We start from the raw sequence: 20,357 nt of genomic DNA on the forward strand, positions 1-20,357 counted from the left end.
GCGTCAGCATGCCGACGCGCCTCCGCCCCTGCGCAGACGCGCTGGGGCGGAGGCGGGATGTCACAGCGGCTGACTAGTGCACCGGCGGCACCAGACGCTGCTGCGTTGGAGCGCCCCACGTCAGCGGTGCGTCAGGGCGTGCACTTGCGGTTGCTGATGCCCTTGTCGCCGTCGTCGGTGCGGACGTTGTCGCAGCCGATGGTGTTGTTGTCGCTGTTCTTGTAGACCTTGATGAGGTAGCCGGGCACGCCGCCGGTGACGGTGTTGCCGCGTACGACGTTGTCGTCGCCGGAGCCCGGGATCTGCTTGCCGTCGAGTCCCGCGATGGAGTGGATCTGCATGGCGTCGTCCTGAGCGCCGGCGCCGGTGTTGGAGACGACCCGCCAGCCGTTGCCCTTGAGGTCGACCCACGAGTCGCCGGAGTTCCAGCCGACGACACCGGCGTCGAGGAAGGTGTTGGCAGAGATCGTGCCGCCGATCGTGCCTTCCTTGACGTCGACGCCCTCCGCGGCCGTGCGCTCGATGCGGTTGCCCAGGACGCGTACCTTGTTGGTGCGGTCAGGCTTGCCGGCCGTCACGGCCGCCCAGTTGTCGACGGAGGAGCCGACGTCGATCCCCTCGCCGTAGCGCGCGTTGGTCAGCCCGGTGTCATGGACGTAGCTGCGCTGTACGACGGCCTCGCTGCTGTTGCCCTGGAGGCGGATGCCCTTCTGGCCGATGGTGCCGACCTCGACCTTGTCGATGACGGTGCCCCAGGAGTGGCTGACCTCGATGCCGTTGAGGGCCTTCGTGACGGTGAAGCCGGTGAGGCGCCACTGCGCGCCGCCGATGGAGAGTGCAGTGCCCGTGCTGGTCGATCCAGTCGTCAGGACGGCACGGCGAGTGCCGGTGATCTTGATCGGGTTGCTGAACGGCGCGCTCTTGGCACCGACGAACTGCCCCGTGTAGGTGCCGTCCGCGAGGACGATGCTCGTGCCCGGCGCGGCGTTGGCCAGCGCGCTCGTCAGCTGTGCCGCCGTGCTGACGTTCACGACTGTGGCAGCTGACGCGGGCGAGGCCCAGGCGACGGCGCTCACGGCGACAACAGGGAGGGTGACCGCGGCTGCGGCCACCCTCGCACGGGACTCGGACAGCGCCGGCAGGGCGCGCAAGGGGTTCATGGAGGCAGGCTGGGACGCCGATGATCTCCGCACCAGAGCCCTCGGTCGAGACGGCCGGGCCACCACGTGCGTCGGCGACCGATTGAGTGGATATGTCTGGTCTGCAGGAAGCTGTGAGCGCCCGCGAGACACGTCTCGTCAACCGCTTCGACACGCAGGCATCACGAGAAGTTCAGCGGCACGGGACTTTGCGACATCCGGTCGACTGAGGGACGCCGCCCGGCCCCACCTGCCGGCGCCTCCATTGCTTCTGGACACTGCGCTCCTGCGCACGGTAGGAAGTACGTGGGGCGGGTGGGTCGGCTGCCGGCCCGGCCCGCCGACCGAGGGACGCCGTGTCCGCATCTCGACGCCTGCTCGTCCCCGCCCTCCTCGGCGCGCTCGTCGTCGGCGGCGCGCCGCCGGCCTCCGCCGCGAGCACCCCGTACACCGCGCGCGACGCGGCGAAGCACCTGCGGGTCGGTGCGTACGCTGCGGGCACCGGCTTCTCGGCCGCCCGCTTCGGCCGGGCGTGGCAGGACGTGGACCGCAACGGGTGCAGCACCCGCGACGACGTCCTGCGGCGCGACTTCGGCCGCACGGTGCGGTTCCGCAGGACGGGCTCGTGCGTGGTCGTAGCGGGCAGCGCGGCGAGCTTCTACAGCGGGCGGAAGGTCGCTCTGTCCGCCGCACACCCCGCAGCTGTCGTGGTCGAGCACGTCGTGCCGCTCGAGCAGGCGTGGCGCAGCGGCGCCCGCTCGTGGTCCCCGGCCAAGCGCGCCGCCTTCGCCAACGACCCGCTCGAGCTCGCGACGGCGGACGCGGCCTCGGTGCGGGCTCGCCGGGGTCGCGACCTGACGTCGTGGCGGCCGGCGTCCCGGACACGAGCGTGCGCCCTGGCTGGACGCGAGACGGCGGTGCTGTGGAAGTACGGCCTCAGCGCCACCGCGAAGGAGAAGGCACTGCTGCTCTCCCTGCTCTCGAGCTGCCCGCGGCAATCGCTGGTGCTCGCTGGTCCGGGGGTCGACGCGCCGGCGCGGCCGGGGATGGCGACGAGCACGCCGGTGCAGCAGCCGGCGCCGCCCGTGGTGCCGGGTGGGCCGGTGGTGCCGTCCCCGGCGCCCACCGTCCCTGCGGTCCCCACTACGGTCCCGGTGCCCCAGCCCGCTCCCGTGCCAGCGCCGACGCCTACGCCTACGCCTGCACCGGCGCCTGCGCCGACCCCGACGCCCGAGCCCGCGCCGCCCGCCGATCCGGCACCTCCGAGCGAGCCGGTGCCACCGCCCGTACCCGATCCGCCGGCGCAGCCGGACCCGGACTCCCCCGTGCCCCAGCCGGACGGCAGCGTGCTGGTGTCGACGGTCAAGGCGCTGCGCACGGCGCTCGCCGCAGCCGTACCCGGCTCTGTCATCGACCTCGCGGACGGCACCTACGCGGGCTCTTTCGACGCGAAGGCCGACGGCACGGCCGACGCCCCGATTACCCTGCTGGGCGGCAGGGGCGCGGTCCTCGTCGGCACGTCGCTACGCAGCGGCAGCGTGCTGACGGTCACGGGCGACCACTGGCACGTGGTCGGCCTCAGCGTCACCGGCGGGCAGAAGGGCGTGCTGGTCGACGGGTCGCAGGGGACGGTGCTCGAGGACGTCGAGGTGTCGGGCAGCGGCAACGAGGGCGTGCACTTCCGCGGCGGCTCGGCCGACGGGGCGGTCCTCGACAGCTACGTCCACGACACGGGGCTGCAGGAGAAGAAGTTCGGTGAGGGCGTCTACGTCGGGTCTGCGGTGACCAACTGGGGCAAGTACTCGCACGGGCTGCCCGACCGCTCCGACCGCGTGCGCGTCGAGGGCAACCTCATCGCCCGCACGCAGGCCGAGGGCGTCGACATCAAGGAGCGCACCACCGGAGGCACCGTCGCGCACAACGCCTTCCTCGACGCCGGCACCTCAGACGAGAACTCGGCCGACTCCTGGGTCGACGTGAAGGGCTACGCCTGGAGCATCACGGACAACTCGGGCAGCGGCACCTTCGCCGACGCCCTCCAGTCGCACCGGGTCCTGGGCGGTGACGCGCCGGGCGAGCCGTCGGGCGAGGGCAACGTGTTCTCGCGCAACACCGTCAGCGGCGGCGTGCCGGGCTACGTGGTGCGTATCGAGAAGGGCGCGAACGGCGTGACGACCAACCGCGTCACGTGCGACAACACGCGCACCGACGGGAGCGCGGAGATCTCCAACGTGGCCTGCGGCTGAGCAGGTCAGTGGTGGAGGTCGCGGACGTACTCGTAGCGGACGAAGGCGGCGTCGTGCTCGTCGACCAGCTCGACGCTGCGACCGTCGGTGCGTGCGGGCACGAGCCCGACGACGGCCCCGGGCCAGGTCGACAGCGCGCCGAGCAGTGCCCAGCCGGCGAGGGGTACGTGGTGCTCACCGCCGTGCTCCTCGCGGTAGACCGCGGTCCAGCCAGGAGCGGGTGAGATCGAGTCCACGGCCTCGGTGATGGGCACCTTTGGCATCCTGCCACCGCAACCTTCCCCGCACGGCCGTTGTGTCCGAACCTGCGCGGCCTCCGCCGCAGGCGGCGCGCGCGCAGGTTCGGACACGAGGCCTCAGCCCTGGCCGCCGATGCGCCTCCCGAGCTCGCTCGCCGCAGCGGCCACCGCCGCGACCAGCCGGTCGCGGCCGGGGTTGTCGACCTCGTCCGCCGGGTACGTCGTGGCGAGCCCCGCGGCCGGCAGCCCCGCGTGGTCGACCACCGCGTACGCCACCGAGGCGAAGCCGGCCGTGACCTCGCCGTCCTCGACCGCGTACCCCCGCGCCCGCGCGTCGACCAGCAGCCGGCGCAGCGCCGACGGCGAGTCGGGTCCCCCGGAACCCCGCTGCACGAACGAGTCGCGGTCGGGGAAGAGCGCGCGCACCTGCGGCGCCGGCAGGGCTGCGAGCATCGCCCGACCGCTCGCCGTGAGGGTCGCGGGCAGGCGTACGCCGACGTCGGTCACCAGCGGCGGCCGGCCGGGTGCGCGCTCCTCGACGACGTAGAGCACCTCGCGGCCGTGCAGCACCGCGAGGTGCGCCGCGAAGCCGGTGGCGTCGACCAGCCGGGCGAGGACCGGGCGCGCCAGGCGACCGAGCGGCGCCTGGTGCGTGTAGGCGGTGCCGACCTGCAGGGCGGCGACGCCCAGGCCGTAGCGCCGCTCCTCGGGCAGGTGGACGGCGTAGCCGGCGCTCACGAGCACGTTGAGCAGGTGGTAGACGGTCGAGCGAGGCAGCCCCAGGTCGGCGGCGATGCGCGCGGCGGGCAGCGGGCTCGCGTGCCGCGCCAGGTGGGTCAGCACCTGGAGCGTCTGCTCGGCGGCGGGGACGCGGCTGGCTCCCATGCGCTACAGCCTATGTCTGCGATCCCAGACAGCAGATGCTCGACACCGCTTCCCCGCGCGGGCGGCCACGCGGTCCACTGGGTGCCATGACGAGCACCACCACCCGCACCACCGTCGAGGTCGGCTCCGGGCCGGTCTCCCCCGCCGACCTCGTGGCCGTCGCCCGCGACGACGCCGGCGTGCGGCTCTCGGCGGAGGCGCTCGACGGCATCGCCCGCTCGCGGGCGGTCATCGAGGCGCTCGCTGCCGACACCGTGCCGCACTACGGCGTCTCGACCGGCTTCGGTGCGCTGGCCACCGTCCACATCCCCGCCGCCCGCCGGGCCCAGCTCCAGGCGAGCCTCGTGCGCTCGCACGCGGCCGGCTCCGGGGCCGAGGTCGAGCGCGAGGTGGTGCGGGCGCTGATGCTGCTGCGGCTCTCCACGCTCGCGACCGGCCGCACGGGCGTCCGCCCGGTGGTGGCCGAGACCTACGCCGCGCTGCTCGACGCCGGAATCACGCCGGTCGTGCACGAGTACGGCTCGCTGGGCTGCTCCGGCGACCTCGCCCCGCTCGCGCACTGCGCGCTGGCGCTGATGGGCGAGGGGACCGTGCGCGACGCTGTCGGCGACCTGCGGCCCGCCGCCGAGGCGCTGGCCGAGGCCGGGATCGCACCCATCGCGCTCGCCGAGAAGGAGGGCCTCGCCCTCATCAACGGCACCGACGGCATGCTCGGGATGCTGCTGCTCGCGGCGCACGACCTGCGCGAGCTGCTCGTGGCCGCCGACATCGCCGCCGCCATGAGCGTCGAGGCACTGCTCGGCACCGACGCGGTCTTCGCCGCCGACCTCCAGGCGCTGCGCCCGCACCCGGGCCAGGCGGCCGCGGCCGCCAACCTGCGTACGCTGCTCGCCGGCTCCGGCGTCATGGCCAGCCACCGCACCGGCGAGTGCACGCGCGTGCAGGACGCCTACTCGCTGCGCTGCTCGCCGCAGGTGCACGGCGCGGCGCGCGACACCCTCGCCCACGCCGAGCTGGTGGCCTCGCGCGAGCTCGCCGCCGCCGTCGACAACCCGGTCGTCACTACCGACGGCCGGGTCGAGAGCAACGGCAACTTCCACGGCGCACCGGTCGCCTACGTGCTCGACTTCCTCGCCATCGCCGCGGCCGACGTCGCCTCGATGAGCGAGCGGCGCACCGACCGGCACCTCGACGTCAACCGCAACCACGGCCTGACGCCGTTCCTCGCCGACGACCCGGGCGTCGACAGCGGCCACATGATCGCGCAGTACACCGCCGCTGGCATCGTGAGCGAGATGAAGCGGCTGGCCGTGCCTGCGAGCGTCGACTCGATCCCCAGCAGCGCCATGCAGGAGGACCACGTGTCGATGGGCTGGGCGGCCGCGCGCAAGCTGCGGCGCTCGGTCGACGGGCTGACCCGCGTGGTGGCCGTCGAGCTGCTCACCGCCGCCCGCTCGCTCGACCTGCGCGCGCCGCTCTCACCGGCCGCCGCGACAGGGGCGGTCCGCGACGCGATCCGCGCGGCAGGGGTACCAGGCCCGGGTCCCGACCGCTACCTCGCACCCGAGATCGAGGCGGTCGTCGAGCTGGTACGCAGTGGTGCCATCCGCACCGCAGCCGAGTCGGTCACCGGCCCCCTCGCCTAGTGTCCGAACGCACGAAGGCGTTCGGGCAGGTCGGCGGAGAACGAGTTCGGACACGAGGAGTTGAGATGGACGGAGCACGACCCGTACGCGCCGCTCGCGGCACGACGCTGACGGCGAGGAGCTGGCAGACCGAGGCGCCGATGCGCATGCTCGCCAACAACCTCGACCCCGAGGTTGCCGAGCGGCCCGACGACCTCGTGGTCTACGGAGGCACGGGTCGCGCGGCGCGCGACTGGCGCAGCTACGACGCCATCATGCGTACGCTGACCGACCTCCGCGACGACGAGACGCTGCTCGTGCAGTCGGGACGCCCGGTGGGCGTCATGCAGACGCACGAGTGGGCGCCGCGGGTGCTCATCGCCAACTCCAACCTGGTCGGTGACTGGGCCACCTGGCCGAAGTTCCGGGAGCTCGAGCGCCAGGGCCTGACGATGTACGGCCAGATGACGGCCGGGTCGTGGATCTACATCGGCACGCAGGGGATCCTCCAGGGCACCTACGAGACCTTCGCCGCCGTGGCCGCGAAGCGCTTCGGAGGGACGCTCGCCGGCACGCTCACCGTCACCGGCGGCTGCGGCGGCATGGGCGGCGCGCAGCCGCTGGCGGTCACCCTCAACGACGGCGTCTGCCTCGTCGTCGACGTCGACGGCACCCGCCTGGCCCGCCGCGTGGCCAACCGCTACCTCGACGTGGTGGCCGACGACCTCGACGACGCGCTGCGGCGCTGTCTCGCGGCGAAGTCGGAGCGGAGGGCGCTCAGCGTCGGGCTGGTCGGCAACTGCGCGACCGTGCTGCCCGAGCTGCTCCGCCGCGGGGTCGACGTCGACATCGTCACCGACCAGACCAGTGCGCACGACCCGCTGTCCTACGTGCCCGAGGGCATCGAGCTCGGCGACTGGCCGGACTACGCCGCGGCCAAGCCGGAGGAGGCGACCGACCGCGCCCGGGCGTCGATGGCCCGGCACGTCGAGGCCATGGTCGGCTTCCTGGACGCGGGCGCCGAGGTCTTCGACTACGGCAACTCGATCCGCGACGAGGCCCGCCTCGGCGGCTTCGACCGCGCGTTCGCCTTCCCCGGCTTCGTGCCCGCCTACATCCGGCCGCTGTTCTGCGAGGGCAAGGGCCCGTTCCGATGGGCGGCGCTGAGCGGCGACCCCGCCGACATCCGGGCGACGGACGAGGCCGTGCTGGAGCTCTTCCCCGACGACGACCACCTGCACCGCTGGATCCGCGCCGCCCAGGACCGCGTCGCCTTCCAGGGCCTGCCGGCGCGCATCTGCTGGCTGGGCTACGGCGAGCGCGACCGTGCGGGCCTGGCCTTCAACGAGCTGGTCGCCTCCGGCGCGGTGAAGGCCCCCATCGTCATCGGCCGCGACCACCTCGACGCCGGCAGCGTCGCATCCCCCTACCGCGAGACCGAGGCGATGGCCGACGGCTCCGACGCGATCGCGGACTGGCCGCTGCTCAACGCCCTGGTCAACACCGCCTCCGGCGCGACGTGGGTGTCCATCCACCACGGCGGCGGAGTCGGCATCGGCCGCTCGATCCACGCCGGCCAGGTGTCGGTCGCCGACGGGACGCCGCTCGCAGCTGCCAAGCTGGCCCGCGTGCTGAGCAACGACCCGGCCATGGGCGTGATCCGCCACGTCGACGCGGGCTACGAGCTCGCCGACGAGGTGGCGCAGGAGCGCGGCGTGCGGGTCCCGATGCAGGAGGGCTGACATGGGCTTCGACGCGCTGTGGGCCGAGCTCGAGCCGGTCGGACGGGCTTCGAGCGGTGGCTACCGGAGGTACGCGTGGACTCCTGAGGACCGCACGCTGCGCGAGTGGTTCACCTCCTCTGCAGCCGGCCTCGGGCTCGACGTCACCACTGACCGCGCCGGCAACCTGTGGGCCTGGTGGGGCTCCCCCGACACCGACGGTCCCGGCGTCGTGATGGGCAGCCACCTCGACTCCGTGCCTGACGGCGGCGCGTTCGACGGCCCGCTCGGGGTGGTCTCGGCGTTCGCCGCTCTGGAGTCTCTTCGCGACAGCGGCTTCTCTCCCGCCAAGCCGATCGGCGTCGCCTGTTTCGGTGACGAGGAGGGCGCCCGCTTCGGCATCGCCTGCGCCGGGTCCCGGCTGCTGACCGGCGTGCTCGACGCCGACCGGGCCCGGGGCCTGCGCGACGGCGACGGCGTCACGATGGCCGAGGCGATGTCCGCCGCCGGCGTCGACCCGGCCCGCGTCGGTCGTGACGACGAGACGCTGCGACGCGTCGCCCACTTCGTCGAGCTGCACGTCGAGCAGGGCCGCGGGCTCGTGCACTCCGCCGCTGCCGTCGGTGTCGGCAGCTCCATCTGGCCGCACGGTCGCTGGCGGGTCGACCTCGCAGGACGGGCCGACCACGCCGGCACCACGGCCCTGGTCGACAGGGACGACCCGATGCTCGAGCTGGCCCGGCTCGTCACCTCGGCGCGCACCGCGGCCGAACGCCGCTCCGCGCTGGCCACGGTCGGCAAGGTGCTCGTCTCGCCCAACGGCGTCAACGCCATCCCCTCGCGCGTCACCGCGTGGCTCGACGCCCGCGCGTCCGAGGAGACCGCCGTCCGGGCGGTCGTCGCAGACCTCGCTGCCGCGGGACTCGAGCCGGTCGAGGAGTCGTGGACGCCGCGTACGCCGTTCGACCGCTCCCTCGCGGTGCAGCTCTCGGCCCTCCTCCAGGGCGCGCCGGTCCTCGAGACAGGTGCAGGCCACGACGCCGGGGTCCTCGCCCAGGCGGGCATCCCGACGGCCATGCTGTTCGTGCGCAACCCGACCGGCGTCTCGCACTCGCCCGAGGAGCACGCCGAGCCGGCTGACTGCCACGCCGGCGTCGAGGCGCTGGCGTCGGTCGTGCGCGCGCTCGCCGGCCACACCTGGCCGGCTCCGTGACCTCCTGGTGGTGCGAGTACGCCTGGGTCGGCTCCGCGCCGGTCGCGTCCGTCCGCGTCGTGGCACACAGCGGCGTGGTCACCTCGGTCGAGACGGGCGTCCCGGCCTCCGACGGCGACGAGAGGCTCCGCGGCCTCGTGCTGCCGGGCTTCGCCAACGCGCACTCGCACGCCTTCCACCGCGCGCTGCGCGGGCGGACGCACGGCTCCGGCGGCACGTTCTGGACGTGGCGCGAGCAGATGTACGCGGTGGCCGCCCGCCTCGACCCGGACTCCTACTTGCGGCTGGCTCGCGCGGTCTACGCCGAGATGGCCCTCGCCGGGGTCACCTGCGTCGGTGAGTTCCACTACCTGCACCACGCGCCGGGCGGCGCCCGCTACGACGAGCCGAACGCGATGGGCGAGGCGCTGCGCCAGGCGGCCGGCGACGCCGGCATCCGCATCACGCTGCTCGACGCGTGCTACCTCTCCGGGGGTCTGTCCTCCGACGGTCACCTCCCGCTCGACCCGGTGCAGCAGCGGTTCGGCGACGGCTCGGCCGAGGCCTGGGCGTCCCGCGTCGGGCAGCTGGCGCCCGACGCCACCCTGCGGCTGGGTGCAGCGGTGCACTCGGTCCGGGCCGTGCCCCGCGACGCCCTTCCCGAGGTCGCGTCCGCGTTCCCCGACGCACCCCTGCACGTGCACCTGTCGGAGCAGCAGGCCGAGAACGACGCAGCGCTCGCGCACTACGGCCGCACTCCGACCCAGCTACTCGCTGACGCGGGGGCGCTCGGCGCTCGTACCACCGCAGTCCACGCCACGTTCTCGCCCGGCATCGACATCCTCGGAGGCAGTGGCACCCGGATCTGCGCCTGCCCCACGACCGAGCGCGACCTGGCTGACGGCATCGGGCCGATGCGCCTCCTCGTTACCGCCGGCTCCCCGCTGTGCCTGGGCAGCGACTCGCACGCCGTCATCGACCTGCTGGAAGAGGCGCGGGCGCTGGAGATGCACGAGCGGCTCGCAACCCGGCGACGCGGGTCCTTCTCCCCCGCCGAGCTGGTCGATGCCCTGACCGCCGACGGTCACGCGGCGCTGGGCTGGCCGGAGGCCGGCCGCATCGAGACAGCGGCACCCGCCGACCTGGTCGCGGTGCGGCTCGACAGCGTACGCACCGCCGGTTCCACGCCCGAGCAGCTCGTGCTCGCCGCATCCTCACCTGATGTCCACACGGTGGTCGTAGGTGGTCGCACCGTCGTGCGCGACGGGGCACACGCACTGGGCGACGTCGGAGCGCTGCTGTGCGATGCGGTGTCGTCGCTGTGGGCTGACGCATGAGCACCGTCGTCACCGACATCGGTGAGCTGGTCACCAACGACGCGTCGACGGGCGACGGGTCTGCGCTCGGCGTCGTCCATGACGCAGCGGTCGTGGTGTCGGGTGGCCTCGTCGAGTGGGTCGGACCCGCGGCGTCAGCGCCGGCGGCGGACCACCGGCTCGACGTCGGGGGACGGGCCGTCGTCCCCGGGTTCGTCGACTCGCACTCCCACCTGCTGTTCTCCGGCGACCGCTCGGGCGAGTTCTCGGCGCGGATGACCGGCGAGCGCTACGACGGCGGTGGCATCGCGACGACCGTCGCGGCCACCCGCGCCTCGAGCGACGACGAGCTGCGAGCGTCGCTGCGGGCGCTGGTCGCCGAGATGCGCAGGCAGGGCACCACCACGGTGGAGGTCAAGAGCGGCTACGGCCTGACGGTCGAGGACGAGGCACGCAGCCTCCGCCTTGCCCGCGAGGTCACCCCCGAGACGACGTTCCTCGGAGCTCACGTCGTACCACCCGGCGCCGAACGCTCGGCCTACGTCGACCTGGTCGCCGGCCCCATGCTCGAGGCATGCGCGCCCTGGGCCCGCTGGGTCGACGTCTTCTGCGAGCCGGGGAGCGCGCACGCCTTCGACGCCGACGAGTCCCGTGCCGTCCTCAGCGCCGGCGCCCGGGCCGGCCTCGGGCTGCGCGTCCACGGCAACCAGCTCACCGCCGGCCCCGGCGTACGCCTCGCCGTCGAGCTCGGCGCCGCCAGCGTCGACCACTGCACGCACCTCACCGACGCCGACGTCGAGGCGCTCGCGGCCTCAGCGCCCGCGCAGGAGAGGCAGGGTACGGTCGCCACCCTCCTCCCGGGCGTCGAGTTCTCGACCCGCTCGCCCTACCCCGACGCGCGGCGCCTGCTCGACGCCGGCGCGGTCGTCGCCCTGGCCACCGACTGCAACCCCGGCAGCTGCTTCACCTCGTCCATGCCCTTCGTCATCGCGCTCGCCGTGCGCGAGACGGGCATGAGTCCCGACGAGGCGCTGTGGGCCGCCACGGCCGGCGGCGCGCTCGCCCTGCGCCGACACGACGTGGGCCGCATCGCGCCTGGTACGCGTGCCGACCTCACCGTCATCGACGCGCCCACGCACCTGCACCTCGCCTACCGGCCCGGCGTGCCGCTCGCGCGGGCGCTGGACCTGCCGGACGACGCCGTGCGACCCACGCAGCACCCCGTCGGACCGTCCACCTAGGGTGTCGAGCTGCCGGGAGCCCGGCTGCGTCGAGTCGAAGGAGACGAGCGTGCACTACCGTCAGCTGGGGCGCAGCGGCCTGCGCGTGTCCGCCCTCTCGCTCGGCACCATGACCTTCGGCGGCACCGGCTGGGCGTCCCCGCTCGGCGGCACCGGCGTCGAGGACGCCCGGCGCCAGGTCGAGATGTGCATCGAGGCCGGCGTCAACCTCTTCGACACCGCCGACGTCTACTCCACCGGGCTGTCCGAGCAGATCCTCGGCGAGGCGCTGGGCGCCCACCGCGACGACGTGCTGGTCGCCACGAAGGTGCGCATGGGCGGCATGGGCCCCGGCGCCAACGACGCCGGCTCCTCGCGCCACCACATCGTCCGCGGCTGCGAGGCGTCGCTGCGCCGGCTCGGCACCGACTGGATCGACCTCTACCAGCTGCACGAGTGGGACGGGCAGACCCCGCTCGAGGAGACGCTGGCCGCGCTCGAGCACCTGGTGCAGTCGGGCAAGGTCCGCTACGTCGGCGCCTCCAACTACACCGGCTGGCAACTGATGAAGGCGCTGGCGGTCGCCGACTCCGCGCGCTGGTCGCGCTTCGCCAGCCACCAGATCCACTACACGCTGCAGGCCCGCGACGCCGAGTACGAGCTGCTGCCGGCCTCGGTCGACCAGGGCGTCGGCGTGCTGGTGTGGAGCCCGCTGGCCGGCGGCCTGCTCAGCGGCAAGTACCGCCGCGACGAGGCCGCGCCCGAGGGCACCCGCCGCTTCGCCGGGTGGGACGAGCCGCCCGTGCGCGACGAGGACCAGCTCTACGCGATCGTCGACGTGCTGCTCGAGGTCGCCGAGGCGCACGGCGTCTCCGCTGCCCAGGTCTCGCTCGCGTGGCTGCTCACCCGCCCCGCGGTCAGCTCGGTCATCGTCGGCGCCCGCACCGACGAGCAGCTCGCCGACAACCTGCGCGCCGCCGAGCTGGTGCTCACCGACGACGAGCTCGACCGGCTCGAGCAGGTCAGCCGCCCGCCGCTCATCTACCCCCACTGGCACCAGGCCGCGACCTCCACCGACCGGCTCGGTCCCGCCGACCTGGCACTGCTGCGACCGTTCCTCCAGCGCTGATGGCCGCGCCCTACCTCGACGCGTCACTGCCCGTCGCCGAGCGGGTCGCCGACCTGGTCGGGCGCATGACGCTGGCCGAGAAGGTCGGCCAGATGATGCAGCTCGACGCCCAGGTCGGTGTGCGCGAGCACATCGAGACCATGCACGCGGGCTCGATCCTGCACGCGTCGCCCGCCTACCTCGACGAGGCCGCGGAGCTGACGCAGCAGACCCGGCTGCGCATCCCGCTGCTCGTGGGCGAGGACTGCATCCACGGGCACTCGTTCTGGAAGGGCGCCACGATCTACCCCACGCAGCTGGGGATGGCTGCGACCTGGGACGTCTCGCTGCTCGAGCGCGTGGCGCGCGCGACCGCCGTCGAGGCGGCGGCGACCGGTGTGCACTGGACCTTCTCGCCGGTGCTCTGCATCGCGCGCGACCTGCGCTGGGGCCGCGTCAGCGAGACCTTCGGCGAGGACCCCCACCTCATCGGCGAGCTCGGCGCAGCGATGGTCCGCGGCTACCAGGGCGACGGGCTCGACGACCCGACCGCGGTGCTGGCGTGCGCCAAGCACTTCGCCGGCTACTCCGAGACCCAGGGCGGACGGGACGCCAGCGAGGCCGACATCTCGCGCCGCAAGCTGCGCTCGTGGTTCCTGCCGCCGTTCGAGCGCGTGGCCCGCGAGGGCTGCCGCACCTTCATGCTCGGCTACCAGTCGATGGACGGCGTGCCCATCACCGTCAACGACTGGCTGCTTCGCGAGGTGCTGCGCGGCGAGTGGGGCTACACCGGAACGCTCGTCACCGACTGGGACAACGTCGGGCGCATGGTGTGGGAGCAGCACGTCTTCGCCGACCACACCCAGGCCGCGGCCGCCGCGGTCCGGGCCGGCAACGACATGGTCATGACGACACCGCAGTTCTTCGACGGCGCGCAGGAGGCGGTCGCCGCAGGGCTGCTCGACGAGGCCGAGCTCGACGCCGCCGTCGCCCGGGTGCTCACCCTGAAGTTCGAGCTGGGGCTCTTCGAGGACCCGCGCCGCCCCGACCCCGCCCGCCAGGCGGCGGTCATCGGTGCGCCGGAGCACGCCGAGCTCAACCTCGAGGTGGCCCGCCGCTCACTCGTCCTGCTGGCCAACGACGGCACGCTGCCGCTCGACGCCGGGGGCACACCGCTCACGGTCGCCGTGGTCGGCCCGAACGCCGACGACGCGGACACGGTGCTGGGCGACTGGGCCGGCGCCTCCGGACAGGCCAACTGGCTGATGGAGGGCCACCCGCGCGAGCTGACGACGACGGTGCTCGACGGGCTGCGCGCAGCGGTCCCCGACTCGTGGACGGTGACGCACGCACGGGGGGCCGACATCCTCACCGTCGGCCGCGACCCCGAGGGCGACGTCTTCCCCGACGGGCAGCCGCGCCCGCAGGTGGTGATCCCCGCCGAGCGCGACGAGGCGATGGTCGCCCAAGCCGTCGCCGCCGCGCAGTCGGCCGACGTCGTCGTGGCGGTCGTCGGCGACCGCATCGAGCTGGTCGGCGAGGGCAGGTCGACAGCGACGCTCGAGCTGGTCGGTGCCCAGGTCGCGCTCCTCGACGCCCTCGCGGCCACCGGCATCCCGCTCGTCGTGGTGCTGGTCGCCTCGAAGCCGCTCGTGCTGCCACCCTCCGTGCTCGGCGCAGCCGCGCTCGTGTGGGCGGCCAACCCCGGCATGCGCGGTGGCCAGGCCGTGGCCGAGCTGCTGCTGGGCGCGATCGAGCCCTCGGGCCGGCTGCCGATCTCGTTCGCCCGGCACGTCGGCCAGCAGCCGACGTTCTACAACCAGCTGCCCGGCCAGCACGCGACGCGCTACGCCGACCTGACCCAGAGTCCTGCCTTCGCGTTCGGCGAGGGGCTCAGCTACACCACCGTCGAGTGGTCCGACCTGCAGGTCGGCACTCCCGAGGTCGGTGCCGGCGGCACGGTGGAGGCGACGGTGCAGCTCCGCAACACCGGGACGCGGCCGGTGCTCGAGACCGTGCAGGTCTACATGCACGACGTCGTGTCGTCGGTGACCTGGGCCGCGAAGGAGCTCAAGGCCTGGGTGCAGGTGCCGCTCGCGCCGGGCGAGGAGCGCGTCATCGACCTCGTGCTGCCGGCGGCGGCCTGCACGCTGGTCGACGCCGCCGGAGTCCGCCGGGTCGAGCCGGGCGAGTTCGAGCTGCTGGTCGGCAGGTCGTCGCGCGACGAGCACCTGCTGCGCGCCGGCTTCCGCATCACCGGCTAGGGCCGTCGACCGGTCGGCGGACCGCTCAGTAGAACCCGAGGCGCGCCAGCGGCTCGACGAGCTCGCGCTCCTCGTAGGACAGGTGCGAGAGCAGCGCGTCCGTGAGCACGTCGAGCGCGTGCTGCAGCCTCGCCGGCCCGTCGGGGTCGCTGACGAACGCCACGAGCGCCCGGTCGACGCCCTCGAGCACGTCGTGGATGACCAGGTGCTCGGCCTCGAGCCGGTCGAGCACCGGGCCGAGCGCCTCGTCGGCCCTGCGCAGGTGCGGGAAGACGCTCGCGTCCTCCAGCGAGTGGTGCGTGGTCACGACGCGGCAGTACTGCGCGCAGTAGACGCCAGCCGTCCAGTTGTTCTGCCGCACCGTCATCGTCTGGATCTGCGAGCGCGCGGAGTGCGGCTCGATGCCGCCGGCGATCACCTCGGCCACGATCTCGCGCAGCTGCTCGAGCTCCGAGCGCAGGTGGTCGTGCACGTCGACGAGGTGGCGCCCGGAGGCCTGCTCGTGCGGCGTGTAGAGGCGGTCGGCGTCCGGCGCCGGCGCGTGCGGCCGCGCCTCCTCGTCCCACAGCTGCTCGCCGCTGAGCCGCAGACCCGGGTCGGGGGTGGGCACGACGGCGAACGGCGTGGCGCCCGGCCGCGCACGCACCGGCTCGGTACGCACCGGCTCGGTACGCACCGGCTCGGTACGCGTCGGTTCGGCCGCGCCGCCAGCGCGGTGCGCCTCGACGATCTCGGTGACGGCCGGGGCGACCTCGGCGGCGTAGCGGCGGATCGTGTCGGCGTCGTCGGTCATCAGGACGAAGGAGCTCGTGCCGTGCTCGAGCGCCAGCTCGGCCAGCTGCTCGGCCCACACCTGCGCAGGCCCGTCGAGGAAGCCGCCGCCGCTGGCGAAGGTGCCTGTCACGTTGTAGAGCCGGCGCACGGCGCCCGGGTCTCGTCCGGCGGCCGCAGCGGCCTCGTCGATGGCGGCGTTCATGGCGCCGAGCTGGTCGGGCGGGGCGTAGGGCGCGCTCGGCAGCCAGCCGTCGGCCAGCTCGCCGGTGAGCGCGAGCATCCGCGGCTTGTAGGCGCCGACCCAGATGCCGACCGGGTGCGCGGGTGCGGGGCCGGGGTGCGCACCGCGCACCCGGTAGTGCTCCCCCTCGACACGCACCGTGCCGCCGCTCTCGTCCCACACCGCGCGGATCACCGCGATCCCTTCGCGCAGCGCGTCGACCGACTCGCGCGGGCTGAGGCGCCGGCCGCCGAAGGCGGCGATCGCGTCGGCGAAGCCGCCGGCACCGAGCCCGAGCTCGACCCTGCCGCCGGTGAGCAGGTCGAGCGACGCGACGCTGCGCGCGAGCACCGCGGGCGGGCGCAGGGGCAGGTTCGCGACGTCGGGCGCGACGCGTACGCGGGTGGTGCGCGCCGCGATGACCGACAGCAGCGTCCAGGTGTCGAGGAACCGGGAGTTGTAGGGGTGGTCCTGCACGGCCACCAGGTCGAGCCCTACCTGCTCGGTCAGCGCGGCGAGCGCCAGCACCCGGTCGGGCGCGGCGGCGCCGGGCGTGAGGAACGTGCCGAACTCGAGGCTGTGGCCGTAGTCCACCCGTGCCCTCCCGGCGTCGCGCGACCCGCACCGCGGGGCGTACACCCCGCACCGTACGACAGTGCCGCCCGCGCGGCGCACGAGGCCGGGGCCGCGACGCAGCACGTCCCCCCGGCCGGCCCGAGGGCCACCGGAGGGACGCGGAGACGGCGTCGGGCCGGCGGACGCACCGCCGGGCCCGTGCGGCCTAGAGGGAGTCGGCCTCGGTGCGCGGCTGCGGGACGGCGCTGAGCAACGCCCGCACCTCGGCCTCGCGGTAGCGGCGGTGGCCGCCCAGCGTCCGGATCGAGGTGAGCTTGCCGGCCTTGGCCCAGCGCGTGACCGTCTTCGGGTCGACGCGGAACATGGTGGCTACCTCGGCCGGGGTGAGCAACGACTCCGTGTCGGGTGTGCGTGTAGCCATTCCAGAACCCCTCCCAAGCGCGCGCAACCGACTGTTCGGCCCGCAGACGCCTATCGTGCCTTGTCAGCGGTGATGTCCGATATGGCTCACTCGGACTATTTCTCGTCCGGGGCGGCGGGCTAGCCCGAACGGGCACCCCCGCTCAGCCCTCCACTGGGTCGCCGGATGGACGAGGAGCCATGTACGGTTGGGGGCACGACGGAAACGAATTCCGCGGGGCCGCTCCATGCCGGGCCGCCCCGTCATTGCATGAGGGGGTCGAGCCATGGGGCGTGGCCGCGCCAAGGCCAAGCAGACCAAGGTCGCCCGGGAGCTGAAGTACTCCAGCCCCAGCACCGACTACGACGCCCTCCAGCGAGAGCTCGCTAACGGTGGCGGCGGACTGCTCAGCACGACTCCGAAGCCGGTCGAGGTCGACGTCGAGGGCGACGAGTCCGACGACTACGACGACCGCTGGGGCTGACGCCCCTCCCGCGCTGCGCGCCGCAAGGTCCCCCCTCCGCTCCGGCGGCCAGGGGGGCCTTGCGCGTCAGGCGTGCGTGCCGACGAGCTCGGCCGTGCCGGGGGCTGAGGCGTCGTCGAGCTCCTCGACGGTGCCGGCCACCCAGGCGCGCAGCCCGCGCCCGGCCAGCAGCTCGACCGCGCGCGCCGCGTCGGCCTCGGGCAGCAGCGCGACCATGCCCACGCCCATGTTGAGCGTGCGCTCGAGCTCGTCCTGCGGCACCGCGCCGACCGAGCCGACCAGCGAGAAGACCGCGGGCGGTGTCCAGCTCGCGCGTTCGACGACCACGCGCAGGCCGGCCGGCACCACCCGGGCGACGTTGGCGGCGAGCCCGCCCCCGGTGATGTGGGAGTAGGCGTGCACCTCGACCTCGCGGGCGAGCTGCAGGCAGTCGAGGGAGTAGATGCGGGTCGGCTCGAGCAGTTCCTCGCCGAGGGTGCGGCCGAGCTCGGCGACCTCCGCCTCGAGCGAGAGCCCCGCCCGCTGACCGGCCTCGCCGAGCACCACGTGGCGCACGAGGCTGTAGCCGTTGGAGTGCAGCCCGCTGCTCGCGATCGCGAGCACGGCGTCACCGGCGCGCACCCGGTCGGCGCCCAGCAGCTCGTCGGCTTCGACCACGCCGGTCGCGGCGCCTGCCACGTCGTACTCGTCGGGGTCGAGCAGGCCGGGGTGCTCGGCGGTCTCGCCGCCGAGCAGCGCGCAGCCGGCGAGGGCGCAGCCTTCGGCGATGCCGCGCACCACAGCCGCGATGCGCTCGGGCACCACCTTGCCGCAGGCGATGTAGTCGGTCATGAACAGCGGCTCGGCCCCGCAGACGACCAGGTCGTCGACGACCATGGCCACCAGGTCGAGCCCGATCGTGTGGTGCACGCCGAGGCGCTGGGCGAGCGCCACCTTGGTGCCGACGCCGTCGGTCGAGGTGGCGAGCAGGGGACGGCGGTAGCGTGCGAGGGCGCTGGCGTCGAACAGGCCGGCGAACCCGCCGATGCCGCCGACGACCTCGGGACGCGAGGCGCGCGCGACCCACTCGCGCATGAGCTCGACGGCCCGGTCGCCGGCCTCGATGTCGACGCCGGCCGCTGCGTAGCTGGTCACGCGGGGTTCGGCTCCGCCTCGAGGGACTCTGCGCGTTCGCTCTCGACCCGGCCCACCAGCCCCTCGAGCAGGTGCTTGCCCAGCGCCTGGTCGTCGGGGAGGGCGACGGGGTACTCGCCGGTGAAGCAGGCCGAGCACAGCGCCGAGGCCGGCTGGGCGGAGGCCTCGATGAGGCCCTCGAGCGAGACGTAGCTCAGGGAGTCGGCGCCGATGGCGTGGCGCACCTCGTCGACGGCCAGCCCGTTGGCGATGAGCTCGGCCGGGGTCGCGAAGTCGATGCCGTAGAAGCACGGCCACTTGACCGGCGGGCTCGAGATCCGCACGTGCACCTCGGCGGCGCCGGCCTCGCGCAGCATGCGCACGAGCGCCCGCTGGGTGTTGCCGCGCACGATCGAGTCGTCGACGACCACCAGCCGCTTGCCGGCGATGACCTCGCGCAGCGGGTTGAGCTTGAGCCGGATGCCGAGCTGGCGGATCGTCTGGCTGGGCTGGATGAAGGTGCGGCCGACGTAGGCGTTCTTGACCAGGCCCACGCCGTACTGGATGCCGCTCTCGGCGGCGTAGCCGATGGCTGCGGGCGTGCCCGACTCGGGCACCGGGATGACCAGGTCGGCCTCGACCGGCGCCTCGCGCGCGAGCTGGCGGCCGATCTCGACGCGCGCCGCGTGCACGCTGCGCCCGGCGATGCGGGTGTCGGGGCGCGCGAGGTAGACGTACTCGAACAGGCAGCCCTTGGGGTCGGACTCGGCGAAGCGGCGCGAGCGCAGCCCGTGCTCGTCGACCGAGAGCAGCTCGCCCGGCTCGATCTCGCGCACGAGGCTCGCGCCGACGATGTCGAGGGCCGCGGTCTCGCTGGCCACCACCCAGCCGCGCTCGAGCCGGCCGAGCACCAGCGGGCGGATGCCCTGCGGGTCGCGCGCGGCGTAGAGAGTCGTCTCGTCCATGAACACGAGGGAGTAGGCGCCGCGGAGCAGGGGCAGCACGCGCAGCGCCGCCTCCTCCATCGAGAGGTCGGGGTCCTGGGCCAGCAGCGCGGCGATCAGGTCGGTGTCGTTGGTCGACTCGATGACGCCGTCGGGCCGCCGGTGGGTCGGCGCGCCGTGCTCGGACTCGTGGTCGGCGACCAGCTTCGCGAGCTCGGCGGTGTTGGTCAGGTTGCCGTTGTGGCCCAGCGCGAGCGCGCCCGAGCCGGTGGAGCGGAACGTCGGCTGGGCGTTCTCCCAGGTCGAGGCGCCGGTCGTGGAGTAGCGCGCGTGCCCGATGCCGAGGTGGCCCTTGAGCGAGGCGAGGTGCGACTCGTCGAAGACCTGCGAGACCAGGCCCATGTCCTTGTAGACGAGGATCTGCGAGCCGTTGCTCACCGCGATGCCGGCTGCCTCCTGCCCGCGGTGCTGCAGGGCGTAGAGCCCGAAGTACGCGAGCTTGGCAACCTCTTCGCCGGGCGCCCACACGCCGAAGACCCCGCACGCGTCCTGCGGGCCCTTGTCACCGTCGAAGAGGTCGTGGTTCAGCCGTCCGTCACCGCGACCCATGGGGCAAGACTACGGGGCGCGGCGGTCGAGCAGGACCGCGGCCACACCGCCGGCCAGCGCCCCGAGGGCGCCGAGCACCAGCGCGGTGTAGACCAGCGCGGTGCCGGCCGAGTAGCGCCCGGTGTCGTGCCGGACGGCGACCAGCACGAAGCCGAGCACGACGCCGACGCCCGCTCCTGCGGTGATGAAGCGGCTGTAGCGAGGGGTGCGTGCGAGTGCCACCCCTCCACGCTACGGGGTCCGGCGGACCCCCGACACCCGTGCGCCGCCGGGCGGGCGCAC

The 20,357-nt window shown here is 74.0% G+C and carries 17 protein-coding genes; 9 read left to right on the forward strand and 8 right to left on the reverse strand.

Going from position 1 to position 20,357, the window contains the following annotated elements; all coding sequences use genetic code 11:
• Nucleotides 1-131: 131 nt before the first annotated feature.
• Nucleotides 132-1,160: a right-handed parallel beta-helix repeat-containing protein gene (locus tag CLV35_RS10530; RefSeq protein WP_121193398.1), complete on the reverse strand. Its 1,029-nt coding sequence runs from the start codon at nt 1,158-1,160 to the stop codon at nt 132-134.
• Nucleotides 1,161-1,495: 335 nt separating this feature from the next.
• Between CLV35_RS10530 and CLV35_RS10535 the strand changes: the two genes are divergently transcribed.
• Entirely contained in the window at nt 1,496-3,385 is a 1,890-nt protein-coding gene (locus CLV35_RS10535; protein ID WP_121193399.1) for a GmrSD restriction endonuclease domain-containing protein, read from the forward strand.
• Between the two features lie 5 nt (nt 3,386-3,390).
• Here CLV35_RS10535 and CLV35_RS10540 read toward each other — a convergent pair whose 3' ends face one another.
• The gene (locus CLV35_RS10540; RefSeq protein WP_121193400.1) at nt 3,391-3,639 is read right to left on the reverse strand and encodes a hypothetical protein; all 249 of its coding nucleotides are present in this window, start codon (nt 3,637-3,639) and stop codon (nt 3,391-3,393) included.
• Between the two features lie 102 nt (nt 3,640-3,741).
• Nucleotides 3,742-4,509 (reverse strand): IclR family transcriptional regulator, encoded by a 768-nt coding sequence (locus tag CLV35_RS10545; RefSeq protein ID WP_121193401.1) that lies wholly within the window; start codon nt 4,507-4,509, stop codon nt 3,742-3,744.
• Between the two features lie 86 nt (nt 4,510-4,595).
• Here CLV35_RS10545 and hutH point away from each other — a divergent pair, with 86 nt between their 5' ends.
• From hutH to CLV35_RS10580, 7 genes are all read left to right on the forward strand, one after another.
• Nucleotides 4,596-6,155 (forward strand): histidine ammonia-lyase, encoded by a 1,560-nt coding sequence (gene hutH, locus CLV35_RS10550; RefSeq protein WP_121193402.1) that lies wholly within the window; start codon nt 4,596-4,598, stop codon nt 6,153-6,155.
• A 65-nt stretch (nt 6,156-6,220) separates the two neighbouring features.
• A complete protein-coding gene (gene hutU / locus CLV35_RS10555; RefSeq protein ID WP_121193403.1) occupies nt 6,221-7,876 on the forward strand; it encodes a urocanate hydratase in 1,656 nt (551 codons plus the stop codon).
• A gap of 1 nt (nt 7,877) precedes the next feature.
• Nucleotides 7,878-9,068 (forward strand): allantoate amidohydrolase, encoded by a 1,191-nt coding sequence (locus CLV35_RS10560; RefSeq protein ID WP_121193404.1) that lies wholly within the window; start codon nt 7,878-7,880, stop codon nt 9,066-9,068.
• Nucleotides 9,065-10,384, forward strand: a complete 1,320-nt coding sequence (locus CLV35_RS10565; RefSeq protein ID WP_121193405.1) for a formimidoylglutamate deiminase — start codon at nt 9,065-9,067, stop codon at nt 10,382-10,384. The genes CLV35_RS10560 and CLV35_RS10565 overlap by 4 nt, the downstream gene beginning before the upstream one ends.
• The gene (gene hutI / locus CLV35_RS10570; protein WP_121193406.1) at nt 10,381-11,604 is read left to right on the forward strand and encodes an imidazolonepropionase; all 1,224 of its coding nucleotides are present in this window, start codon (nt 10,381-10,383) and stop codon (nt 11,602-11,604) included. Before CLV35_RS10565 ends, hutI begins: the two co-directional genes overlap by 4 nt.
• 49 nt (nt 11,605-11,653) lie before the next feature.
• The gene (locus tag CLV35_RS10575) at nt 11,654-12,712 is read left to right on the forward strand and encodes an aldo/keto reductase (RefSeq protein ID WP_121193535.1); all 1,059 of its coding nucleotides are present in this window, start codon (nt 11,654-11,656) and stop codon (nt 12,710-12,712) included.
• Entirely contained in the window at nt 12,712-14,955 is a 2,244-nt protein-coding gene (locus CLV35_RS10580; RefSeq protein WP_121193407.1) for an exo-beta-d-1,3/1,6-glucosidase, read from the forward strand. Before CLV35_RS10575 ends, CLV35_RS10580 begins: the two co-directional genes overlap by 1 nt.
• 25 nt (nt 14,956-14,980) lie before the next feature.
• On the opposite strand, the gene CLV35_RS10585 is transcribed toward CLV35_RS10580, so the two are convergent.
• Both CLV35_RS10585 and bldC read right to left on the reverse strand, forming a co-directional pair.
• Entirely contained in the window at nt 14,981-16,543 is a 1,563-nt protein-coding gene (locus tag CLV35_RS10585; protein ID WP_121193408.1) for an LLM class flavin-dependent oxidoreductase, read from the reverse strand.
• 187 nt (nt 16,544-16,730) lie between these two features.
• Nucleotides 16,731-16,946 (reverse strand): developmental transcriptional regulator BldC, encoded by a 216-nt coding sequence (gene bldC, locus CLV35_RS10590; RefSeq protein WP_121193409.1) that lies wholly within the window; start codon nt 16,944-16,946, stop codon nt 16,731-16,733.
• A 265-nt stretch (nt 16,947-17,211) separates the two neighbouring features.
• Here bldC and CLV35_RS10595 point away from each other — a divergent pair, with 265 nt between their 5' ends.
• Complete coding sequence (locus CLV35_RS10595; protein WP_121193410.1) at nt 17,212-17,409, forward strand: DUF3073 domain-containing protein; 198 nt, start codon at nt 17,212-17,214, stop codon at nt 17,407-17,409.
• 66 nt (nt 17,410-17,475) lie between these two features.
• On the opposite strand, the gene purM is transcribed toward CLV35_RS10595, so the two are convergent.
• Genes purM through CLV35_RS10610 form a run of 3 tightly spaced genes read right to left on the reverse strand, consistent with a single transcriptional unit; the run spans nt 17,476 to nt 20,297 of the window.
• On the reverse strand, nt 17,476-18,543 hold the full coding sequence (gene purM / locus CLV35_RS10600; protein WP_121193411.1) for a phosphoribosylformylglycinamidine cyclo-ligase: 1,068 nt from the start codon (nt 18,541-18,543) through the stop codon (nt 17,476-17,478).
• Nucleotides 18,540-20,075 (reverse strand): amidophosphoribosyltransferase, encoded by a 1,536-nt coding sequence (purF, locus tag CLV35_RS10605; RefSeq protein WP_121193412.1) that lies wholly within the window; start codon nt 20,073-20,075, stop codon nt 18,540-18,542. Before purF ends, purM begins: the two co-directional genes overlap by 4 nt.
• A 9-nt stretch (nt 20,076-20,084) precedes the next feature.
• Complete coding sequence (locus CLV35_RS10610) at nt 20,085-20,297, reverse strand: hypothetical protein (protein ID WP_121193413.1); 213 nt, start codon at nt 20,295-20,297, stop codon at nt 20,085-20,087.
• Nucleotides 20,298-20,357 lie beyond the last annotated feature (60 nt).

The organism is Motilibacter peucedani (assembly GCF_003634695.1).
Taxonomy (GTDB): domain Bacteria; phylum Actinomycetota; class Actinomycetes; order Motilibacterales; family Motilibacteraceae; genus Motilibacter; species Motilibacter peucedani.